We start from the raw sequence: 19,331 nt of genomic DNA, 5'->3' as shown, positions 1-19,331 counted from the left end.
CCCGGGGAATGGTGACAGATCAACGGCTGAGGACGCGGCGCGGCCCCGACCCGGCCCCGGCCCGGAAAAGCCCACTCTACCGGGCCGGGTATGCCTCGGGTCAGTGCTCCGTCCGGGACGTGACCAGTTCGGTCAGCACACCGTGGCAGTCCTTGGGGTGCAGGAAGGTGATCCGGGACCCCATCGAGCCGGTCCTGGGCTCGTCGTACAGCACTCTGACCCCCTTCTCCCGGATGTCCGAGGCGTCCGCGTCGACGTCCGCCGTACCGAAGGCGATGTGGTGCACACCCTCGCCATTCTTGGCCAGCCATTTGCCCACGGCGGAGTCCTCGCGGGTCGGTTCCAGCAACTGGAGGTACGAGGCGCCGCCGTCCGACGTCTCGTTGATCTTGAGCATGGCCTCCCGTACGCCCTGCTCCTCGTTGATCTCGGAGTGGAACACCTCGAACCCGTAGGTCGAGCGGTAGAACTCGACGGTCTCGTCGAGGTCGAAACAGGCGATCCCGATGTGGTCGATTCGCGTCAGCATGGGACCAGTGCAGCGCTCGGAGCATGGTTACGCAACGTGCGCGCGATCACACCCGTTGCCGGATGACGGGTGAGGTACCGCTCAGTACATTCGAGTAAACCCTCGTTCACAACCAATCCAAGGGGCTGCGCCTCATGTCAGGAACGACCGGTACCACCTCAGTGATCGTCGCGGGCGCCCGTACGCCCATGGGCCGTCTCCTCGGCTCTCTGAAGAGCTTCTCCGGAGCCGACCTGGGCGGCTTCGCCATCAAGGCGGCGCTGGACCGGGCCGGCATCGGCGGCGACCAGGTCGAGTACGTGATCATGGGCCAGGTGCTGCAGGCCGGGGCGGGGCAGATCCCGGCACGCCAGGCAGCGGTCAGGGCGGGCATCCCGATGAACGTCCCCGCGCTCACCGTCAACAAGGTGTGCCTCTCCGGGCTCGACGCCATCGCCCTGGCCGACCAGCTGATCCGTGCCGGTGAGTTCGACGTCGTCGTCGCCGGCGGCCAGGAGTCCATGACGAACGCCCCGCACCTGCTCCCGAAGTCCCGCGAGGGCCACAAGTACGGCGCCATCGAGATGCTCGACTCGATGGCGTACGACGGTCTGACCGACGCCTACGAGAACATCCCGATGGGCGAGTCCACCGAGAAGCACAACACCCGCCTCGGCCTGGACCGTGCGGCCCAGGACGAGATCGGCGCCCAGTCCCACCAGCGCGCGGCCGCCGCCCAGAAGAACGGCATCTTCGAGGCCGAGATCACCCCGGTCGAGATCCCGCAGCGCAAGGGCGACCCGGTCCTCTTCTCCAAGGACGAGGGCATCCGCGCCGAGACGACCGTCGAATCGCTCGGCAAGCTGCGCCCGGCCTTCGCCAAGGACGGCACGATCACGGCCGGCACCTCCTCGCAGATCTCCGACGGCGCCGCCGCCGTCGTCGTCATGAGCAAGGCCAAGGCCGAGGCGCTGGGCCTGGACTGGATCGCCGAGATCGGTGCCCACGGCAATGTGGCGGGCCCGGACAACTCGCTCCAGTCGCAGCCCTCCAACGCCATCCGCCACGCCCTGAAGAAGGAGGGCATCGGTGTCGAGGACCTCGACCTGATCGAGATCAACGAGGCGTTCGCCGCCGTCGCCGTCCAGTCCATGAAGGACCTCGGCGTCACCTCGGACAAGGTCAACGTCAACGGCGGCGCCATCGCGCTCGGGCACCCCATCGGCATGTCCGGCGCCCGCGTCGTCCTGCACCTGGCGCTGGAGCTGAAGCGGCGCGGCGGCGGCACCGGCGCGGCGGCGCTGTGCGGCGGCGGCGGTCAGGGCGACGCGTTGATCATCCGGGTACCGGGCAAGTAGTCGGTACGGGCGAGCGAGGAGGCCGAGCGTGAAGGTGGACGTCCCCACCCTGGTCGAGCAGGCACGAGAAGGCGGGCCACGTGCGGTGGCCCGGCTCATCTCCCTGGTGGAGGGTGCCTCGCCGCAGCTGCGTGAGGTGATGGCGGCCCTGGCGCCGCTGGCCGGCAACGCCTACGTCGTCGGCCTGACCGGATCGCCGGGTGTCGGCAAGTCCACCTCCACCTCGGCGCTGGTCTCCTCCTACCGCAAGGCCGGCAAACGGGTCGCGGTGCTCGCCGTCGACCCGTCGTCGCCGTTCTCCGGGGGAGCGCTCCTCGGGGACCGGGTCCGGATGTCGGACCACGCGTCCGACCCGGGCGTCTACATCCGCTCCATGGCCACCCGCGGCCATCTCGGCGGTCTGGCCTGGTCGGCGCCGCAGGCGATCCGGGTGCTGGACGCCGCCGGCTTCGACGTGATCCTGGTGGAGACGGTGGGCGTCGGCCAGTCGGAGGTGGAGATCGCCTCCCAGGCCGACACCTCCGTCGTCCTCCTCGCCCCCGGTATGGGCGACGGCATCCAGGCGGCGAAGGCCGGAATCCTGGAGATCGGCGACGTCTACGTCGTGAACAAGGCCGACCGGGACGGCGCCGACGCCACGGCCCGCGAGCTCAACCACATGCTGGGCCTCGGGGAGTCCAGGGGCGCCGGCGACTGGCGGCCGCCGATCGTGAAGACGGTCGCCGCCCGGGGCGAGGGCATCGACGAGGTCGTCGAGGCGCTGGAGAAGCACCGGGCGTGGATGGAGGAGCACGGCGTCCTGGCCGGGCGGCGCACGGCCCGTGCCGCCCGCGAGGTCGAGACGATCGCCGTCACCCGGCTCCGTGAACGCATCGGGGACCTGCACGGCGACCGCCGCCTGGACGCCCTCGCCGAACGCATCGTGGCCGGCCGCCTCGATCCGTACGCGGCGGCGGACGAGCTGGTCGCCGGACTCACCAACGGGAACTGACGGTTCCCGGGCGGCGTGCGGGCCGCCCGGGAACCGCTCCCGGTCCCCGCGTCGCGAGACGCCCGGGTCCGCCCTGTCGGGCCGTCGGGCGCGCGTGGCAGGATGCCACCGGACGCGATGCCGGACGTCCTGTGCTGCGCACACCGGGGGAAAACGCATGCTGGGACCGTTACGCGAGGACTCGCCCGCACACATCGGGCCCTACACCGTGCTGGCCGGGCTCGGCGTCGGCGGCATGGGTGAGGTCTACCTCGGACTGCGCGAAGGCGGTGGAGCCGGGACGGAGCCCGTCGCCGTCAAGACCGTACGCCGTGAGATGGCCCGGGACCCCGGCTTCCGGCAGCGCTTCCGCCGCGAGACGGAGCTCGCCCGCTCGACGCGAGGCCCCCATCTCGCCCCGCTCCTCGATTGCGACGCGGAGGCGGAGGTTCCGTGGCTGGCCACCGCCTATGTCGCGGGGCCGACCCTGTCGTCCGCCGTCCGCCGCTCGGGCGCGCTGGGCGAGGAGGAGGTGCGCATGCTGGGCGCGGGGCTCGCCCGCGCCCTGGAAGCCGTCCACGCCTCCGGAGTCGTGCACCGTGACGTCAAGCCGGGCAATGTGATGCTCGCCGCCGACGGGCCGCGCCTCATCGACTTCGGGATCGCCCGGGACATGGGTGCCTCCGCGCTCACGACCACCAGCCGCATGGTCGGCAGCCCCGCCTTCATGTCCCCCGAGCACGTGGCGGGCAGCGGACGGGTCGTGACCGCGTCCGACGTCTTCTGCCTGGCGTCGGTCCTCTGTTTCGCCGCCACCGGCCGTGACCCCTTCGGCGACGGTCCGGTGGCCGCGGTGCTGTATCGCGTGAAGTACGTCGAGGCGGACCTCGACGGCGTACCCGAGGCCCTGCGCGCGGTGCTCCAGGACTGCCTGGTGGCCGACCCCGCCGCCCGCCCCACCCCCGCGGGGCTCGCCGCGCGCCTCGCCCCGGAGGGCTCCGTGCGGTGGCCCGGCCCGGTCGCGGCCCACATCGGCGAGTACGAGCGGGAGCTGGCCTCCGTACGGGCGCTGGGAGGACCGCTGCTGCCGGGATACACCCCGACCGAGGCGGCGACGGGCAGCCGGACACCGGCGGACCGGCTGCCCACCCGGAGACCGGGGCTCCCGCCGCCCGCCGCCGCTCCCGCCCGTCCCGCCCGCCGCCGTCGTCTCCTCGGGGCGGCGCTGGCCGCCGTCGTTCTGGCGGGGGCGGCCGCGGGCGGTCTGCTGGCGCTGCGGGACGGCGGCGGCGGTGAGGGAGGGGGCGGCAGCGGCCCCACGCCCTCGGGTCCCGCCGGCTGGAAGGCGTGGCACGCGACCTTCTCCGGCACCCCGCTCGGCTGCACGGCCGGTCAGGAAGCGGTGGTCTGCCGTATGGCGGACGGATCGTACGAGGCGCTCTCCACGTCCGACGGCAAGAGCCTCTGGACGTACGCGGCCGTCGAGGAGCAGGGCGGCGGGGACGCCCGGATCAGTCCCACCGGGCAGTTCTTCATGCCGGGAGGCGCCACCCTCCCCGTGGCGGACGCGGACGCGGTGTACTTCGCGACCGGCAACCGCCTGCTCGCGGTCGACGCGAAGACCGGCACGTCCCGCTGGGAGGCCCGGACCGGCGGAGCCCACATGGCGTGGAGCTCACCGCGGGTGGCGGACGGGATGGTCTTCGCGGACATCGGCGACCTGCCCGACGGTTCCGAGATCGCGGCCTTCGACGTGCGGGACGGGACGGAGAAGTGGCGGAAACCGCTCGTCGGGCAGGACCTGGCCCAGGCCGAGCGCGGCGATTTCTGGCCGCTGGGCGCCCAGGACGGGGTGCTGTACGTCAGGAACGAGAAGGGTCTGCAGGCGTTCGGCACCAAGGACGGTGCGAAGCGGGACACCGGCTGCCCCGACGAGACGCCCTCCGACTTCGCCGTCCACTGCCCGGAGACCCAGGACGGCACCGGCGGGGAGGACCCGCCCGCCGCGGTGGGGGCGTACGCGTCGGTGGTGGCGGAGACCGACCGGGTGACGGTCTACCGGACGGGCGCCTCGGAGCCGGCGGGCGAGGACGCGGCAGCGGACACCGAGGAACCGGAGATCGTCCTGGTCGGGCGGGCCGACGGCAGGATCCTGGGCCGCTACGGCCTGGGCAAGGACGCGGAGGCACGCAAGAAGAACCCGCCCTCCGCCCCGGCACTCGTCGACGGCACCCTCCTCTGGGCGGACACCGACGCGCTCCACAGCGTCGCGCTCGGCGACGGGGTCAGCCCGGGGCCCCTGAGGCGGACCCCCATCGAGGACGTACCGGTCCCCGAGATCGAGGACCCGTACGACCCCGCCTACGGCACCGCGCTGGGCAAGGAGAACACGCCCCCCGAGATCTTCCCGGCGGGCCGGGCCGTGCACATCGTCTACCGCCACGGCATCGCCGTCTCCGTCGCGATCCCCGGCCGGGACGCGTCGTGATCGGGCCCCTGCCTCCCGGGAGCCGCACCCGCGTCGGTCCCTACCGACTGCTCGGGCTGCTCGGCGCGGGCGGCATGGGCGAGGTGTACCTGGCGCGCGAGGACGGCGCCGCGCCGGTCCCCGGCGCACCGCTGGCCGGGCTGGTCGCGCTCAAGACCGTGCTCCCCGGACTCGACCTCGACGACGGGTTCCGGATCCGCTTCCGCCGCGAGATCGCGGCGGCCGGTGCCGTGCGCAGCCCTCACTCGGCGGCCCTCGTCGCGGGGGACGCCACCGGTGCGACTCCGTGGCTGGCCACGGAGTACGTCCCGGGCCCTTCGCTCGCCGAGGCGGTCAGGCGCACGGGCCCGCTGCCCGAGGCCGTGGTCCGGGCCGCCGGTTCGCGCCTGGCCCTGGCACTCGCCGACATGCACGCGGTGCGGGTGCTGCACCGGGACCTCAAGCCGGGCAACGTCCTGCTGGGCGCCGAGGGGCCCAAGGTGATCGACTTCGGGATCGCGCAGGCCTTCGAGGCCACCCGGCTCACCCGGACCGGTGTGGTGGTCGGCAGCCCCGGCTACATCTCGCCCGAACACGTCAACGGCTCCCGCGCGCTGGTACCGGCCTCGGACGTGTTCTGCCTCGGAGCGGTGCTGGCCTTCGCCGCGTGCGGACGCGGTCCCTTCGACGACCCGGACATGGCCGCGGTCATCTTCCGGATCGCGCACGGTGAGCCCGAACTCGGCCGCGTACCGGCCGGGTTGCGGACGGTGGTCGAGCGCTGCCTCGCCACCCGGCCCGAGGACCGGCCCACCCCGCACGAACTCGCGGCCCTGCTCCTCCCGGGACTCCCGGGAGATGTGCCCGGCCGCTTTCCGTGGCACGACCCGCTCCGGGAGCAGTTCGCCGCCCACACCGAACAGGCCCTGCGCTGCGCGGCGTCGGTCCGGGCGGCCCCGCCGGTGCCGTCCGCACCGCCGCAGAGCCCGCCCGCGCCACCCGAGGCCGCCCGTCGGCGGGGGCCACTGGTGGCCCTGGCCGCGGTCGCCGTGGTCTGCGCCGTTCTGGGCGCCGTGTACCTGCCCGGCCTGATCGACGGCGACGACGACGCTCCGGCCGCCGGACGGCCCGGTGCGTCGGCCCCGGCGTCCTCGTCCGGGCCCGCGGTCGTGCCCGGGGCGGACGCCGGCCGCACCGACGACTTCGGGTCCCGTGACGGGAAGCTCGCCGCGCGTCCGGCCGGCTGGAAGCCCTGGACGTCCGGGGAGGGCATGGGGGAGTACGGCTGTGCGCTGTCGGCCGGGACCCTCGTCTGCTCCGGTGAGCGCGGTGTCACCGCCTTGGACGCCGCGACCGGCCGTGAGCGCTGGAACCTCCCGGACGAGCGGGGGTCCGACGCCGGTACGGCCGGCCGGGCCGTCGCCGCGGTGGAGGACGGCACGGTCTACGCCTTCGTACGGGACGAACTGGTCGGGCTGCGCCTCACCGACGGCAAGCGGGTGTGGCGGCGGCCCCTGCCGGACGGTTGTCTGGGGACGGGGGCCGTGTACGCGAACGGGGTCGTCTACTACGTCGCCCAGGTGAAGGGCGGATCGGCCGGAACCCTGGTGGCCCAGCAGATCACCGGGGAGAAGAAGGCCCAGAAGTGGGCGGTGGACTACGACGAGTTCGACTTCACGCTCCTCGCCGGCGACGACCGGGTGGTGGCCGTGGGCAGCGACGTCCGGGTCTTCGACGCCGCGACCGGTGAGCGCCTGCCGGGCGGCGGGGAGCAGAAGGCGGGGTGCGGTCATCCCGTGCTCAAGGACGGCGAGCTGATCTGTGTCGCCGGGGACAGCCTCACGGTGACGGACCTGTCCGGCGCCGCCCGCCCTCGCGTCCTGGCCAAGGGCATGGAGGGGGCGATGAAGCCGGCCGTGACGGCGGACGGCACGGTGGTGGTCTCGACGCCCGGCCGGGTGCGGGCCTTCCGGCTGAGCGACGGTGAGGAGCGGTGGCACCACGTCGACACGCTGCTCGACGAGGCGGTCGGGGACGTCTCGATCGTGGGCTCCAGCGCGTTCGTCCACGCGGACGTCACGGTGGACTCCTACGAACTGGACGCCGAGGGAACGAACCCTCCAGGCCCGGGCAAGGTCTTCTCGCTGCTGCCCGTTCGCGGGACCACGCCCGCCCTGATCGCGGTGGACGAGGCCCTGTTCCTCTCCTCGCCGGACGACGGCACGGTCCTCTCCGGGTTCGCGCCCTGAGGCGGTGCCGGACAGGACCGTGGCGACGGCCGCTTCGAGGGGACGGATCAGTCGTCGTCGCTGTGGTCGTCGTCCCGGTCCACGGTGACCCTGCCGTTCGAAGCGTCCACGCGCAGCTCGTGCTCCCTGCCGTCCTTGCCGGTGACGTCGACGTCCCAGCGCGGCGCCCCGTGCCCGGCGTCGTCATCGTCGTCGTCCAGTTCCACCGACGTCACCGTGCCGGGCCGCTGGGCGAGTGCCGCCTTCACGGCCGTGTCCAGGGAGACGTCCGCCGAACGGGGCGCGTGCCGGTCGCGGCCGTCGTGGTCGTCGTCCTCGCGGCCGGACAGCACCGTGCCGTTCGAAGCGTCCACGGTCACGTCGTGCCAGACCCTGTCCGACCCGTACACGTCGAGCTCCCAGACCGTACGGGAGCCGTCGTCATCGTCCAGCTCGGCCTCGGTGACCGTGCCGGGGACGGCCTTCAGTGCGGCGCCGACGGCCTTGTCGACGGCGATCGGGCCTGTCCGCGCGGGGTTTGCGGAGGTCCCGGTGCCGTTCTGGGCCATCCGGTCCGCGATGGCCGCCCGGTCGTCCCTTACCGCGCTGCCGGAGTCCGCCAATGCGGCGGTCGCGACGAGTCCGCCGCCGACGAGTACGGCCGCCGCGAGGGTGGCGGCGGCGATGCTGCGCTTCATGGTGGTCCTCCTCGATGGGATGTGCGGTGCGACGGGAACCACACTGGCCCGGCGATGCTGAACGCAGGCTGAAGGCGGCTGAAGGCTTCTTCAGGTTCGGTTTGGGAAGCTCTCCCCATGCGCCTGCTGATCGTGGAGGACGAGAAACGTCTGGCGACGTCCCTGGCGAGGGGACTCGCCGCCGAGGGCTTCGCCGTCGACGTCGTGCACGACGGCCCGGAGGGGCTGCACCTGGCGGGCCAGGGCGTCCATGACCTCGTGGTCCTCGACATCATGCTCCCCGGGATGAACGGCTACCGGATCTGCGCCGCCCTGCGCGCGGCCGGGCACGAGATGCCGATCCTGATGCTCACCGCGAAGGACGGGGAGTACGACGAGGCGGAGGGCCTCGACACCGGCGCCGACGACTATCTGACCAAGCCGTTCTCGTACGTCGTGCTCGTCGCCAGGGTCCGGGCACTGCTGCGCCGCCGGGGCGGTTCCGCCTCCCCGGTGCTGAGCGCGGGCACGCTGCGGATGGACACCGCCGCCCGCCGGGTGCACCGGGGAGAGGACGAGATCGCGCTCACGGCCAAGGAGTTCGCCGTACTGGAACAGCTGGCGCGGCGCGTGGGCGAGGTGGTGAGCAAGGCGGACATCCTGGAGCACGTCTGGGACTTCGCCTACGACGGCGACCCGAACATCGTCGAGGTGTACGTCAGCACCCTGCGCCGCAAGCTCGGCGCGGCCGCCATCCGCACGGTGCGCGGCGCAGGCTACCGGCTGGAGGCACCATGAGGTCGGTACGGGCCAGAGCGGCCCTCGGGGCCACCGCGGTGGTCGCGTTCGCGCTCGCCGCCGCGGGGCTCGCCGTCCTCCTCGTCCTGCGCGCCAACCTCACCGACCAGGCGGGTCTCCAGGCCGAGGTGGCGGCCCGGGAAGTGGCCGGTCAGCTGGCCCTGGACGTGCCGTACGACGAGCTGAGGACGGGCGACGAGGAGGAGCACCCGGTCCAGGTGACCGACGAGGACGGCCGGGTGGTGGCCGTCTCCGAGGACCTGGAGGCGATCTCGGGCACCGGCACGGACCGGGTCACCCCCGTCCCCTCCGGCCGGACGGGCGAGGACCGCCGCGACGACGACGATGACGACGACGGGGCGGGGAGCGCCGGTCCCGCCCGGGGCGAGGTCTCCACCGACGACCCCGACTTCACCGGCGGCACCGCCACCGTCGACGGCGACCGCGCCGACTACCGGTTCGCCGCCGTCGAGGCCACGAACTCCGCGGGACTGACCCTGACCGTCCACGCGGGCGCCCCGCTCGCCGCCGAGCAGCGGGCCGTCGCCAGCGTGCGCGGTGCGATGCTGGCCGGACTGCCCGTCGTGCTGCTCGTCGTCGCCGGTGTGACCTGGCTGGTGACCCGGCGGGCGCTGCGCCCGGTCGAGGGCATCCGGCGCGAGATGGCCGCGATCACCGCGTCCGAGGATCTGAGCCGACGGGTGCCGGAGCCCGGTTCGCACGACGAGGTCGCGCGGCTGGCCCGTACGACCAACGAGACGCTCACGGCCCTGGAGGCCTCGGTCGAGCGGCAGCGGCGCTTCGTCGCCGACGCCTCGCACGAACTCCGCAGCCCCATCGCCTCGTTGCGCACCCAGCTGGAGGTGGGTGCCGCGCATCCGGAGCTGCTGGACGTGACGGGAGCGGTCGCCGACACCGTACGGCTCCAGGCGCTGGCCGCCGATCTGCTGCTGCTGGCCCGGCTGGACGCGGGGGAGCGGCCGGGCGCCGCCCGGCTGGATCTCGGCGCGCTGGTCCACGAGGAGGTCTCGCAGCGCACCGGAGACCGGATCCCGGTGGCGGTGTCGGTCGCGGCGGCCGGTGGCTTCGAGGTGACCGGTTCACGCGCGCAGCTGGCCCGGGTGATAGGCAATCTGCTGGACAACGCCGAGCGGCACGCGCGGGGTTCGGTCGCGGTCGACGTGCGCGGCGAGCGCGACGGTGTGGTCGTCGAGGTCGCCGACGACGGGGACGGCGTTCCCGAGGCGGAGCGCGAGCGGATCTTCGAGCGCTTCGTACGCCTCGACGACGCCCGTACCCGTGACGAGGGCGGGGCCGGACTCGGCCTGGCCATCGCCCGGGACGTGGCTGCGCGGCACGGGGGCCGGCTGACCGTGGCGGACGCGGCGGAGCGAGGCGCCCGGTTCGCGCTGTGGCTGCCGGACGCCCGCCCGCCGGACACCGGCCGGATCAGAGCTTGCCGCGCCGCCCGTGCAGATGGTCGGCGACCGGGGTGAGGGCCGCGTGCAGCTGCTCCAGGGCCTCGGGCGTCAGCAGGTCCATGAAGTGCTTGCGGACCGACGCCACATGGTGCGGAGCGACCTTGCGCATCGTCTCGGCGCCGGTCTCGGTGAGGACCGCGTACAGCCCCCGGCGGTCGGACTCGCAGTTCTCCCGGCGGACCAGTCCCGCGCTCTCCATGCGGGTGATCTGGTGCGAGAGTCTGCTCTTGGACTGAAGCGTGGCACCGGCGAGGTCGCTCATCCGCATGCGCTGGTCGTCCGACTCCGAGAGGTTGACGAGGATCTCGTAGTCGTTCATCGTCAGGCCGAACGGCTGGAGGTCCTTCTCCAGTTGATGCGTCAGCAGCCTGCCGACGTCCAGGTGGGTGCGCCAGGCGCACTGCTCCGCGTCGCTCAGCCAGCGGGTGGCCGTCTCGGTCTCCATATATGGATTCTACCTAAGAAGTTGAAAGCCGGACGAAGTAAGGGAATGTGACACCGGGCACGCGCTCGCAGACTGGGCGCAGGCGTTCGACGTCACACTCCGCAGACTATCGCTCACGAACCGAAGTGATGGTGGAAGTCCCCCTGCCGGCCGGGCCTGCGGGGTCCGGACCCAGGTTGACCCGCGCCCGGGATCCCCGCCTGCTGCGGCAGGGCCCCCGTCGGCTGCTCGGCCATCAGCGTCTCGCTGGACTGGAGCAGCACCGTACCGGCGCCCACGAACTCGAACTGGTGCTCCTCGCCCGAGGCGCCCCCGAACCCGGTGAACGCCCGGAGCCCGCCCAGTACGCCCGTCATGTAGCCGTGGTCGTAGTGGTGGCACGGTGAGGGGCAGTCCGCCCAGCCGACCAGCGCCTGCGGGTCGACCCGCAGCGGCGGCTCCATGAAGACCACCGGGCCGTTGGACGCGGCGACGAACTTGCCCGTACCGATCAGCGTCAGGAACCCCGGCACGATCGACTGCTTCAGCGCCAGCGTCGGCTGATAGGCGAGGAGGTTGCCCGACCGGATCGTCAGGTTCCCGTCGTCCAGGTCGTAGGAGTTCACGTCGAAGGCCCGGTCCGCGAGCAGCATCTTCCCGCTGCCCTCGGCCACCACCCAGTCGCTCGCGTGCAGCGGGGAGTGGAAGCTCGTACGGATCAGCCGCTCGAAGCGGCCGTGCCCGATTCCGTTGAACTCGATCCGCCCGTAATAGGCGATCATCTTGCCCTTCTGCAGGAACCACTGGCTCTCCTTGAGTTCCACGCAGAAGGTGTACGCGTTGACGTTGTCGTCCGACGGCAGCGTCATCGGGTCGAAGACCACGGGCGTGCTCACAGCTTCTCCTCCGACGCCTGGACGTACACCGCACCACTGCCGCTGAGCTCCAGCTGGAACCCCTCGCCGGAACCGCGCCCCACCATCTCGCGCCAGCCGAGCGCGGTGGAGAGCTTGTTGCGCACATCGCCGTGGTGGGCGACGTACGCCTGCGGGTCCACATGCACGTCGCGGCCCGGCGCGATCGGCAGCTCGATGACCCCGCCGTGCGCCATCACCGCCACCGCGCCGTGCCCCTTGAGTGTCGTGGTGAACAGGCCCTGCCCGCTCACCTGGCCGCGCACCATGCCCATCACGCCGCCCTGCGAGCCCATGAACATGGTGCCCTGCTGAAGTGCCCCGTCGAAGGCGAGCAGCCGGTCGGCCTCCACATAGAGGGTGTCCCCGGCCAGATTGATCACCTGGATGTGGTGGCCGCCGTGGCCGAACATCACGGTGCCGTTCCCCTCGACGGTCATCAGCGGAGTCGCCTCGTTCGCCAGCCGGCGGCCGATCATCGACATCACGCCGCCCTGGCCGCCCTGGATGTTCGGCGTGAACGACACCTCGCCCCGGTAGGCCAGCATCGCGCCGCGCTGGCTGAACATCTTCTGGCCGGGGATCACCGTCGCCTCGACCATCTTCGAGTTGATCTCGCGGAACGGCATCAGACATTGCCCCCGATCGTGTTCCGCTCGCTGGGCTGCACGTAGACGAGGCCCTCGCCCTCGAACCGGATCTGGAAGGACTCTCCCGACCCCTCGCCCATCAGTGTCCGGAAGTTCACCCCGGACTGGAAGTGCTGCTGGAGGCTGCCCTGGTGGGCGATGTAGGCGCCCGGGTCGACGAAGAGCGGGTACTGGGCGGAGACCCGCAGGGCCACGGCCTCCCCGTCCGACATGATCGCCGCCTGGCCGGTTCCCTCGACCGTGGTGGTGAACAGGCCGTTGCCCGAAGCGCTGCCGCGCATCCCGGTGAAGGTGGTGCCGGTGCGCAGCCCGGCGCCGGTGCAGAGCAGATTGCTCGCTTCGACGTACAGCTTGTCGCCGTGCAGCGAGACGAGGCTGATCTCGCTCGCGCGGTCGGCGAAGTAGCAGGTGCCCTGCCCGGTCACCTCCATCACGGCCATCTGCTCGCCGGTCAGCCGGCGGGTCACCATGCCGCGCAGGCCCTCACCCCCGCCGGTCATCTTCTTGAACGTCATCCGGCCGTCGTACGCGACCATCGAGCCGTTCTTCGCCTTGACGGCGTCGCCGGTCAGGTCGACGGCGAGCGTCTTGCTGCCTTGGAGTCGGAACATTGCCACCCGGCGACGGTAGCGGCAGGGGCTGTCGCCGGAACAGGGCCTGCGACACGATCCGGCCCCTGAAACGCATCCGGTACCGGACCCGGACGTAATCGGGACGTATCCCTTACACGGCGGACGGGGCGAATCCGTCCCGGGAGCCGCCCCCGCCGCCGGGTGCCGTGAGCGGCGATGCCACAATGGGGGCCGCTTGTGCCTGCGTTCACAAGCTGTCACCGTCCTCCCACCGAAGGTGCCCCCGTGGACATCAAGACCGCTACCGCCCTGCACCGGCTGCGCCTCATCTCGATTCCCGAGGCGCTCTCCTTCCCGGCGCTGATCCTCTTCGGCTCGGTGCTGAGCCGGGTCTCCGACATCGACTTCCTGATGATGCCGCTCGGCATGCTGCACGGCCTGCTCTTCGTGATCTACGTCGTGCTGCTGCTGGACGTCTGGGGGAAGACCAAGTGGCCGCTCAAGCGCGTCGCGTTCTTCTTCCTGCTCTGCGTACTGCCCTTCGGCGGCCTGTACGGCGACAAGGTGCTGAAGCGCTACGAGGCCGACGGCGTCATCGCCGCCCGCGCCCGCCGGGAAGGCACGGTCAGCGCATGATCGTCGCCTTCTCCGTCAGCCCGCTGGGGGTCGGCGAGGACGTCGGCGAGTACGTCGCCGACGCCGTCCGGGTCGTACGCGAGTCCGGTCTGCCCAACCGCACGGACGCCATGTTCACCTCCGTCGAAGGTGGGTGGGACGAGGTCATGGACGTCGTCAAGCGCGCTGTCGAGGCCGTGGAGGCGCGCGCCGGGCGGGTCTCCCTCGTACTCAAGGCCGACATCCGCCCGGGGGTCACCGACGGTCTGACCTCCAAGGTCGAGACGGTGGAGCGGTACCTGGCGGACTGACGCCACCGCTGCCCGCACCCGAGGAGCCCCCTGCCGCACAGCCGGCCGGGGGCTCGGCTCATTGCGGCGCCGCCAGCGCGATGCCGAGCGGCGTCCGTTCGTAGAGCACCTGATGGCCGTATCTGTGCGATGTCAGCAGTCCCGCCGCCCGCAGCACCGAAAGGTGCTCCGACACGGAGGACGGCGCGAGGCCGAGCCGGTGGGCGAGCGCCGTGGTGCCGGCCGGCTCGTCCAGCGCGCACAGGACGTCGGCCCGCGCCCGTCCGAGCAGCCGCGCCAGCACCTCCGGGGTGCTGTCGCCCGGCTCCGTCCACAGCCCGCCGATGCCGCGTGCCGGGTAGACGACCGCGGGCTGCCAGGGGTCCTCGAAGCCGCCCACGGCATCCGGCCAGGCGAAGACGGACGGCATCAGGACGAGCCCCTGCCCGCCGAGCACCCGGGAGTGGCGGGCCCGCGTGGGGGCGATGGTGAGCGTGGAGTCCGCCCAGCTCAGCTGCGGGCTCAGCTCACCCAGCAGCCGCTCGAAGCCGACGGCGGCCAGCCGGCGCGAGTGGTAGGCCACATCCGCCTCCAGCAGGGCGCGCAACCGGGGCCAGTGCGGCGCGATCAGCACCCGCCAGGCCCGCTCCAGCAGGTCCGCCAGCTCCAGCAGGGTCCGCCCGGGATCGGCCAGCAGCGCCTGCCCGGCGGGGGAGTGCAGCACCTCCGGCCGGTCCGCCAGCGACCAGGCCATGTCCTGACCGGCCAGCCCCGGATCGACGGCCCGCACCCCCGCGATCTCCTCCTCGAACGAGGCGAGGGGCCCGAGCGGCGGTGGGCAGAAGAAGTCCGGGCTGTGGCCGCCCTCCACCATCAGCAGCCACAGCGGCTCCAGGCCGAGTCCGGAGGCCGCTTCCCGGATCCTGCGCAGCCACGGCAGGTGATACCCCTGCCGTTCGGGCCGCCCCAGCACCCGCACGGCGGCCTGCGTCTCCCAGAGCGGGGAGACCGCGAAGCGGCAGCGCAGCAGATCGCTCTCGTCGAAGTGCAGATGGACGGGCATACGGGGGCCTCGCGAAGATTCGGCTGGGGCCGAAAGTCTACGGAAGGCGGGGCGCGCTCCCGCAGGCTGCGTCCATGCCGAGAGACACCTGGCCCCTGACGGGCGGCCCCCGCGACGCGACGGACACCCCTGGCGGACCGCGTGCCCCGCACGAGCCCGCGCCGCCCGCCCCGCGCGCCACGGATCCCGCCCCCGCGGGACCGGCCCCTCTCCCGGCCCCGCACCCGGAGCGCGCCGGTCCCGACGACCCGGGCGGACCGCCCGCGCTCCGGGCGCCGGCCGGGGAGGCGACCGCCGCACCCGCCGAGCTGGGCGCTCCTGCCACGCCGGCCGCACCCGCCGAGCCCCGCGGCTACCGGGCCGTCTTCGCCGTACGGGAGTTCCGCGCGGTCTTCGCCGCACATCTGCTCTCGCTGCTCGGCGTCGTCGTCAGCGAACTCGCGCTCACCGTGCTCGTGTACGACCTCACCGCATCGCCCCTGCTCAGCGCCCTGACCTTCGCGCTCGGCATGCTGCCCTACCTGGTCGGCGGCACGCTCCTCGCCGGGATCGCCGACCGTTACCCGGCGCGCCGGGTGCTGGTCACCTGCGACCTGGTCTGCGCCGCCTGTGTCGCCGTGATGGTGCTGCCGGGCACCCCGGTCGCCGGGCTTCTCGGGCTTCGCTGCCTCGTCGCCGCCGTCTCGCCCGTCTTCACGGGGACCAGGATGGCCGCGCTCACCGACATCCTCGGCGAGGGCGACCTGTTCGTCCTGGGGCGCTCGCTGCTGCGGATCGTCTCGCAGAGCGCTTTGCTCGCCGGCTTCGGCGTAGGCGGACTGCTGCTCGCCGTGGTCTCCCCGCGCGGCGCGATCACGATCACCGTCGTCACCTTCCTCTGCTCGGCCGCGCTGCTCCGGCTGGGCACCCGTGACCGGCCCGCGCGCACCCGCGGCAGGGCGGGCCGCACGTTGCTCAAGGAGTCGCTGTCCGGCGCCCGGCTGGTGCTCGGCCACCGCCGGATCCGGGCGCTGATGCTGCTGTTCTGGCTGCCCCCGGTCTTCGTCGTCGCCCCGGAGGCGCTGGCCGCCCCCTACGCCGACGAGATCGGCGCGTCCAGCACCGCGCTCGGGCTGCTGATGTGCGCGATGCCGGTCGGCTCCATCGTTGCCGAGCTGTACGCGGGCGCGGCCCTCACCCCGAGGTCCCGCTCACTGATCGTGCTGCCGCTCGCCTCGGCCGGACTGCTGCCCCTCGTGCTGTACGGGTTCCGTCCCGGCGTGGCCCTGGCGGCCGTCGCGCTGGTGCTGGCCGGTGCGGGATCGGCGTACGTCATCGGCCTCGACCAGTGGTTCGTCGAGGCGGTCCCCGACGAACTGCGGGGCCGGGCCATGACGCTGCTCACCGCCGGACTGATGACCCTCCAGGGCGTCGGGATGGCCCTGGCCGGACTGGCCGCCGAGTTCTTCCCCGTGCACCGGGTGGTCGCCGGGGCCGGTGTCCTCGGCACGGTGTGCCTGCTGCTCCTTGCCGCCGAGGTCCGGAGAACCGCACCCGGTCACCGCGTTCGGACCGAAGTTCGAGACAGTGAGGACCGGCATGTGGCCAATGGGTAAGGTCGATGCCGTGCCGAAGCCGCTCAGTCTCCCCTTCGATCCCATCGCCCGCGCCGACGAACTCTGGCAGCAGCGCTGGGGCCCGGTGCCCTCCATGGGGGCGATCACCTCGATCATGCGTGCGCAGCAGATCCTGCTCGCCGAGGTCGACGCGGTCGTCAAACCGTACGGACTGACCTTCGCGCGGTACGAGGCGCTGGTGCTGCTCACCTTCTCCAAGGCCGGCGAGCTGCCGATGTCCAAGATCGGCGAGCGGCTGATGGTCCACCCCACCTCCGTGACGAACACGGTCGACCGGCTGGTGCGCTCCGGACTCGTCGACAAACGCCCCAACCCGAACGACGGCCGCGGCACGCTCGCCTCCATCACCGACAAGGGCCGCGAGGTCGTCGAGTCCGCCACCCGTGAGCTGGTCGCCATGGAGTTCGGCCTCGGTGCGTACGACGCCGAGGAGTGCGGGGAGATCTTCGCGCTGCTGCGCCCGCTGCGCATCGCCGCCCAGGACTTCGAGGAGATCTGAGAGGGGGCCGGGGGAGTCCGCTCCCGCCCCGGGCCCGCTGCAAGATCGCCCCGGGCGTCCGGTTACGCTCGATGGCATGAAACGCAGTGTGCTGACCCGCTATCGGGTGATGGCTTACGTCACCGCCGTCATGTTGCTGATCCTCTGCGTCTGCATGATCTTCAAGTACGGCTTCGACAAGGGTGAGGGACTGACCCTGGTCGTCTCCCAGATCCACGGCGTGCTGTACATCATCTACCTGATCTTCGCCTTCGATCTCGGCTCCAAGGCGAAGTGGCCGATGGGCAAGCTGGCCTGGGTGCTGCTCTCCGGCACCATCCCGACGGCCGCGTTCTTCGTGGAGCGCAAGGTCGTCCGCGAGGTCGAGCCGCTGATCGCGGGCACGGCCCCCGCGGCCGCCGCCAACGTCTGACCCCGACCGCCCCGTGCGAAGCACCGGGCGGTTTGTCATCGACATTTACTAGGACGTCCTAGTAAATTGAGAGGTATGGACGCTGACGCGATCGAGGAAGGCCGCCAACGCTGGCAGGCCCGCTACGACAAGGCCCGCAAGCGGGACGCCGACTTCACCACGCTCTCCGGGGACCCGGTGGACCCCGTCTACGGCCCCCGGCCCGGGGACACGTACGAGGGCTTCGAGCGGATCGGCTGGCCCGGCGAGTACCCCTTCACCCGCGGGCTCCACCCGACCGGCTACCGGGGCCGCACCTGGACCATCCGGCAGTTCGCGGGCTTCGGCAACGCCGAGCAGACCAACGAGCGCTACAAGATGATCCTCGCCGCGGGCGGCGGCGGGCTGAGCGTCGCCTTCGACATGCCCACGCTGATGGGCCGGGACTCCGACGACCCCCGTGCGCTCGGCGAGGTCGGCCACTGCGGGGTGGCCATCGACTCCGCAGCCGACATGGAGGTCCTCTTCAAGGACATCCCGCTCGGCGACGTCACCACGTCGATGACGATCAGCGGCCCGGCCGTGCCCGTCTTCTGCATGTACCTGGTCGCGGCCGAACGCCAGGGCGTCGACCCGGCGGTGCTCAACGGCACCCTCCAGACGGACATCTTCAAGGAGTACATCGCGCAGAAGGAGTGGCTCTTCCAGCCCGAGCCCCATCTGCGTCTCATCGGCGATCTGATGGAGCACTGCGCCCGCGGCATCCCCGCCTACAAGCCGCTCTCCGTCTCCGGCTACCACATCCGCGAAGCCGGGGCCACGGCCGCGCAGGAGCTCGCCTACACCCTCGCCGACGGCTTCGGCTACGTGGAGCTCGGCCTCTCCCGCGGCCTCGACGTCGACACCTTCGCCCCCGGGCTCTCCTTCTTCTTCGACGCGCACCTCGACTTCTTCGAGGAGATCGCCAAGTTCCGCGCGGCCCGCCGGATCTGGGCCCGCTGGATGAAGGAGACGTACGGCGCGAAGACCGACAAGGCGCAGTGGCTCCGCTTCCACACCCAGACCGCCGGTGTCTCGCTCACCGCGCAGCAGCCGTACAACAACGTCGTACGCACCGCGGTCGAGGCGCTCTCCGCCGTCCTCGGCGGCACCAACTCCCTGCACACCAACGCCCTCGACGAGACCCTCGCGCTTCCTTCCGCGCAGGCCGCCGAGATCGCGCTGCGCACCCAGCAGGTGCTGATGGAGGAGACGGGCGTCGCCAACGTGGCCGACCCGCTGGGCGGCTCCTGGTACGTGGAGCAGCTCACCGACCGGATCGAGGCGGAGGCCGAGCAGATCTTCGACCGGATCAGGGAGCGCGGCACCCGGGCCCACCCGGACGGACAGCACCCGATCGGGCCGATGACATCGGGCATCCTGCGCGGCATCGAGGACGGCTGGTTCACCGGTGAGATCGCCGAATCGGCCTTCCGGTACCAGCAGTCGCTGGAGAAGGGCGAGAAGCACGTCGTCGGCGTCAACGTCGCCCACGGCTCGGTCACCGGCGACCTGGAGATCCTGCGGGTCAGCCACGAGGTCGAGCGCGAGCAGGTCCGCGAGCTCGCCGGCCGCAAGGCGGACCGCGACGACGCCCGGGTGAAGGCCGCGCTGGACACGATGCTGGCCGCCGCCCGTGACGGCTCCAACATGATCGCGCCCATGCTCGACGCCGTACGCGCGGAGGCGACCCTCGGCGAGATCTGCGGGGTGCTGCGCGAGGAATGGGGCACGTACACGGAGCCGCCGGGCTTCTGAGTCCCTGCGGGAG

Annotated in this window: 19 protein-coding genes; 12 read left to right on the top strand and 7 right to left on the bottom strand. The window is 72.2% G+C overall.

The window, feature by feature from the left end:
* Positions 1 to 100 precede the first annotated feature (100 nt).
* Positions 101 to 529 carry a methylmalonyl-CoA epimerase gene (gene mce / locus ACZ4LX_RS11635; protein ID WP_467642815.1) on the bottom strand — a complete coding sequence of 143 codons (429 nt, stop codon included), beginning with the start codon at positions 527 to 529 and terminating at the stop codon, positions 101 to 103.
* 134 nt (positions 530 to 663) lie between these two features.
* Between mce and ACZ4LX_RS11630 the strand changes: the two genes are divergently transcribed.
* The 4 genes from ACZ4LX_RS11630 to ACZ4LX_RS11615 all read left to right on the top strand — a co-directional run bounded on the left by ACZ4LX_RS11630 (position 664) and on the right by ACZ4LX_RS11615 (position 7,552).
* The gene (locus ACZ4LX_RS11630) at positions 664 to 1,866 is read left to right on the top strand and encodes an acetyl-CoA C-acetyltransferase (RefSeq protein WP_467642817.1); all 1,203 of its coding nucleotides are present in this window, start codon (positions 664 to 666) and stop codon (positions 1,864 to 1,866) included.
* A gap of 28 nt (positions 1,867 to 1,894) precedes the next feature.
* Positions 1,895 to 2,857, top strand: coding sequence for a methylmalonyl Co-A mutase-associated GTPase MeaB (gene meaB / locus ACZ4LX_RS11625; RefSeq protein ID WP_467642820.1), 963 nt, complete (start codon positions 1,895 to 1,897; stop codon positions 2,855 to 2,857).
* A gap of 157 nt (positions 2,858 to 3,014) precedes the next feature.
* Positions 3,015 to 5,324 carry a serine/threonine-protein kinase gene (locus tag ACZ4LX_RS11620; protein WP_467642823.1) on the top strand — a complete coding sequence of 770 codons (2,310 nt, stop codon included), beginning with the start codon at positions 3,015 to 3,017 and terminating at the stop codon, positions 5,322 to 5,324.
* Positions 5,321 to 7,552 carry a protein kinase domain-containing protein gene (locus ACZ4LX_RS11615; protein ID WP_467642826.1) on the top strand — a complete coding sequence of 744 codons (2,232 nt, stop codon included), beginning with the start codon at positions 5,321 to 5,323 and terminating at the stop codon, positions 7,550 to 7,552. Before ACZ4LX_RS11620 ends, ACZ4LX_RS11615 begins: the two co-directional genes overlap by 4 nt.
* Positions 7,553 to 7,599: 47 nt before the next feature.
* On the opposite strand, the gene ACZ4LX_RS11610 is transcribed toward ACZ4LX_RS11615, so the two are convergent.
* Positions 7,600 to 8,229 (bottom strand): PepSY domain-containing protein, encoded by a 630-nt coding sequence (locus tag ACZ4LX_RS11610; protein ID WP_467642829.1) that lies wholly within the window; start codon positions 8,227 to 8,229, stop codon positions 7,600 to 7,602.
* Between the two features lie 117 nt (positions 8,230 to 8,346).
* On the opposite strand from ACZ4LX_RS11610, the gene ACZ4LX_RS11605 reads away from it, so the two are divergent.
* Entirely contained in the window at positions 8,347 to 9,006 is a 660-nt protein-coding gene (locus ACZ4LX_RS11605) for a response regulator transcription factor (RefSeq protein ID WP_467642832.1), read from the top strand.
* Positions 9,003 to 10,502, top strand: coding sequence for a sensor histidine kinase (locus ACZ4LX_RS11600; RefSeq protein WP_467642835.1), 1,500 nt, complete (start codon positions 9,003 to 9,005; stop codon positions 10,500 to 10,502). Before ACZ4LX_RS11605 ends, ACZ4LX_RS11600 begins: the two co-directional genes overlap by 4 nt.
* Here ACZ4LX_RS11600 and ACZ4LX_RS11595 read toward each other — a convergent pair.
* The 4 genes from ACZ4LX_RS11595 to ACZ4LX_RS11580 all read right to left on the bottom strand — a co-directional run bounded on the left by ACZ4LX_RS11595 (position 10,456) and on the right by ACZ4LX_RS11580 (position 13,086).
* Positions 10,456 to 10,932 carry a MarR family winged helix-turn-helix transcriptional regulator gene (locus tag ACZ4LX_RS11595; RefSeq protein ID WP_467642838.1) on the bottom strand — a complete coding sequence of 159 codons (477 nt, stop codon included), beginning with the start codon at positions 10,930 to 10,932 and terminating at the stop codon, positions 10,456 to 10,458. The genes ACZ4LX_RS11600 and ACZ4LX_RS11595 overlap by 47 nt on opposite strands.
* A gap of 113 nt (positions 10,933 to 11,045) precedes the next feature.
* Positions 11,046 to 11,807 carry an AIM24 family protein gene (locus ACZ4LX_RS11590; RefSeq protein ID WP_467642841.1) on the bottom strand — a complete coding sequence of 254 codons (762 nt, stop codon included), beginning with the start codon at positions 11,805 to 11,807 and terminating at the stop codon, positions 11,046 to 11,048.
* Positions 11,804 to 12,454, bottom strand: coding sequence for an AIM24 family protein (locus ACZ4LX_RS11585; protein ID WP_467642844.1), 651 nt, complete (start codon positions 12,452 to 12,454; stop codon positions 11,804 to 11,806). Before ACZ4LX_RS11585 ends, ACZ4LX_RS11590 begins: the two co-directional genes overlap by 4 nt.
* The gene (locus ACZ4LX_RS11580) at positions 12,454 to 13,086 is read right to left on the bottom strand and encodes an AIM24 family protein (RefSeq protein WP_467643026.1); all 633 of its coding nucleotides are present in this window, start codon (positions 13,084 to 13,086) and stop codon (positions 12,454 to 12,456) included. Before ACZ4LX_RS11580 ends, ACZ4LX_RS11585 begins: the two co-directional genes overlap by 1 nt.
* A 246-nt stretch (positions 13,087 to 13,332) precedes the next feature.
* Here ACZ4LX_RS11580 and ACZ4LX_RS11575 point away from each other — a divergent pair, with 246 nt between their 5' ends.
* Together ACZ4LX_RS11575 and ACZ4LX_RS11570 are read left to right on the top strand one after the other, a co-directional pair.
* Positions 13,333 to 13,683, top strand: a complete 351-nt coding sequence (locus ACZ4LX_RS11575) for a DUF3817 domain-containing protein (RefSeq protein ID WP_467642846.1) — start codon at positions 13,333 to 13,335, stop codon at positions 13,681 to 13,683.
* Positions 13,680 to 13,973 carry an MTH1187 family thiamine-binding protein gene (locus tag ACZ4LX_RS11570; protein ID WP_467642849.1) on the top strand — a complete coding sequence of 98 codons (294 nt, stop codon included), beginning with the start codon at positions 13,680 to 13,682 and terminating at the stop codon, positions 13,971 to 13,973. The genes ACZ4LX_RS11575 and ACZ4LX_RS11570 overlap by 4 nt, the downstream gene beginning before the upstream one ends.
* Before the next feature lie 58 nt (positions 13,974 to 14,031).
* Here ACZ4LX_RS11570 and ACZ4LX_RS11565 read toward each other — a convergent pair whose 3' ends face one another.
* The gene (locus tag ACZ4LX_RS11565) at positions 14,032 to 15,015 is read right to left on the bottom strand and encodes an ArsR/SmtB family transcription factor (RefSeq protein ID WP_467642852.1); all 984 of its coding nucleotides are present in this window, start codon (positions 15,013 to 15,015) and stop codon (positions 14,032 to 14,034) included.
* 74 nt (positions 15,016 to 15,089) lie between these two features.
* Here ACZ4LX_RS11565 and ACZ4LX_RS11560 point away from each other — a divergent pair, with 74 nt between their 5' ends.
* The 4 genes from ACZ4LX_RS11560 to ACZ4LX_RS11545 all read left to right on the top strand — a co-directional run bounded on the left by ACZ4LX_RS11560 (position 15,090) and on the right by ACZ4LX_RS11545 (position 19,318).
* The gene (locus tag ACZ4LX_RS11560) at positions 15,090 to 16,610 is read left to right on the top strand and encodes an MFS transporter (protein WP_467642854.1); all 1,521 of its coding nucleotides are present in this window, start codon (positions 15,090 to 15,092) and stop codon (positions 16,608 to 16,610) included.
* Between the two features lie 10 nt (positions 16,611 to 16,620).
* Positions 16,621 to 17,130 (top strand): MarR family winged helix-turn-helix transcriptional regulator, encoded by a 510-nt coding sequence (locus ACZ4LX_RS11555; protein ID WP_467642857.1) that lies wholly within the window; start codon positions 16,621 to 16,623, stop codon positions 17,128 to 17,130.
* Between the two features lie 76 nt (positions 17,131 to 17,206).
* Entirely contained in the window at positions 17,207 to 17,542 is a 336-nt protein-coding gene (locus ACZ4LX_RS11550) for a DUF3817 domain-containing protein (RefSeq protein WP_467642860.1), read from the top strand.
* 75 nt (positions 17,543 to 17,617) lie between these two features.
* Positions 17,618 to 19,318: an acyl-CoA mutase large subunit family protein gene (locus tag ACZ4LX_RS11545; protein ID WP_467642862.1), complete on the top strand. Its 1,701-nt coding sequence runs from the start codon at positions 17,618 to 17,620 to the stop codon at positions 19,316 to 19,318.
* Positions 19,319 to 19,331 lie beyond the last annotated feature (13 nt).

It is taken from the genome of Streptomyces sp. NPDC026062 (assembly GCF_055568375.1).
Note: the sequence above shows the minus strand (reverse complement) of the source record. Positions and strands in the feature narration are given on the sequence as shown.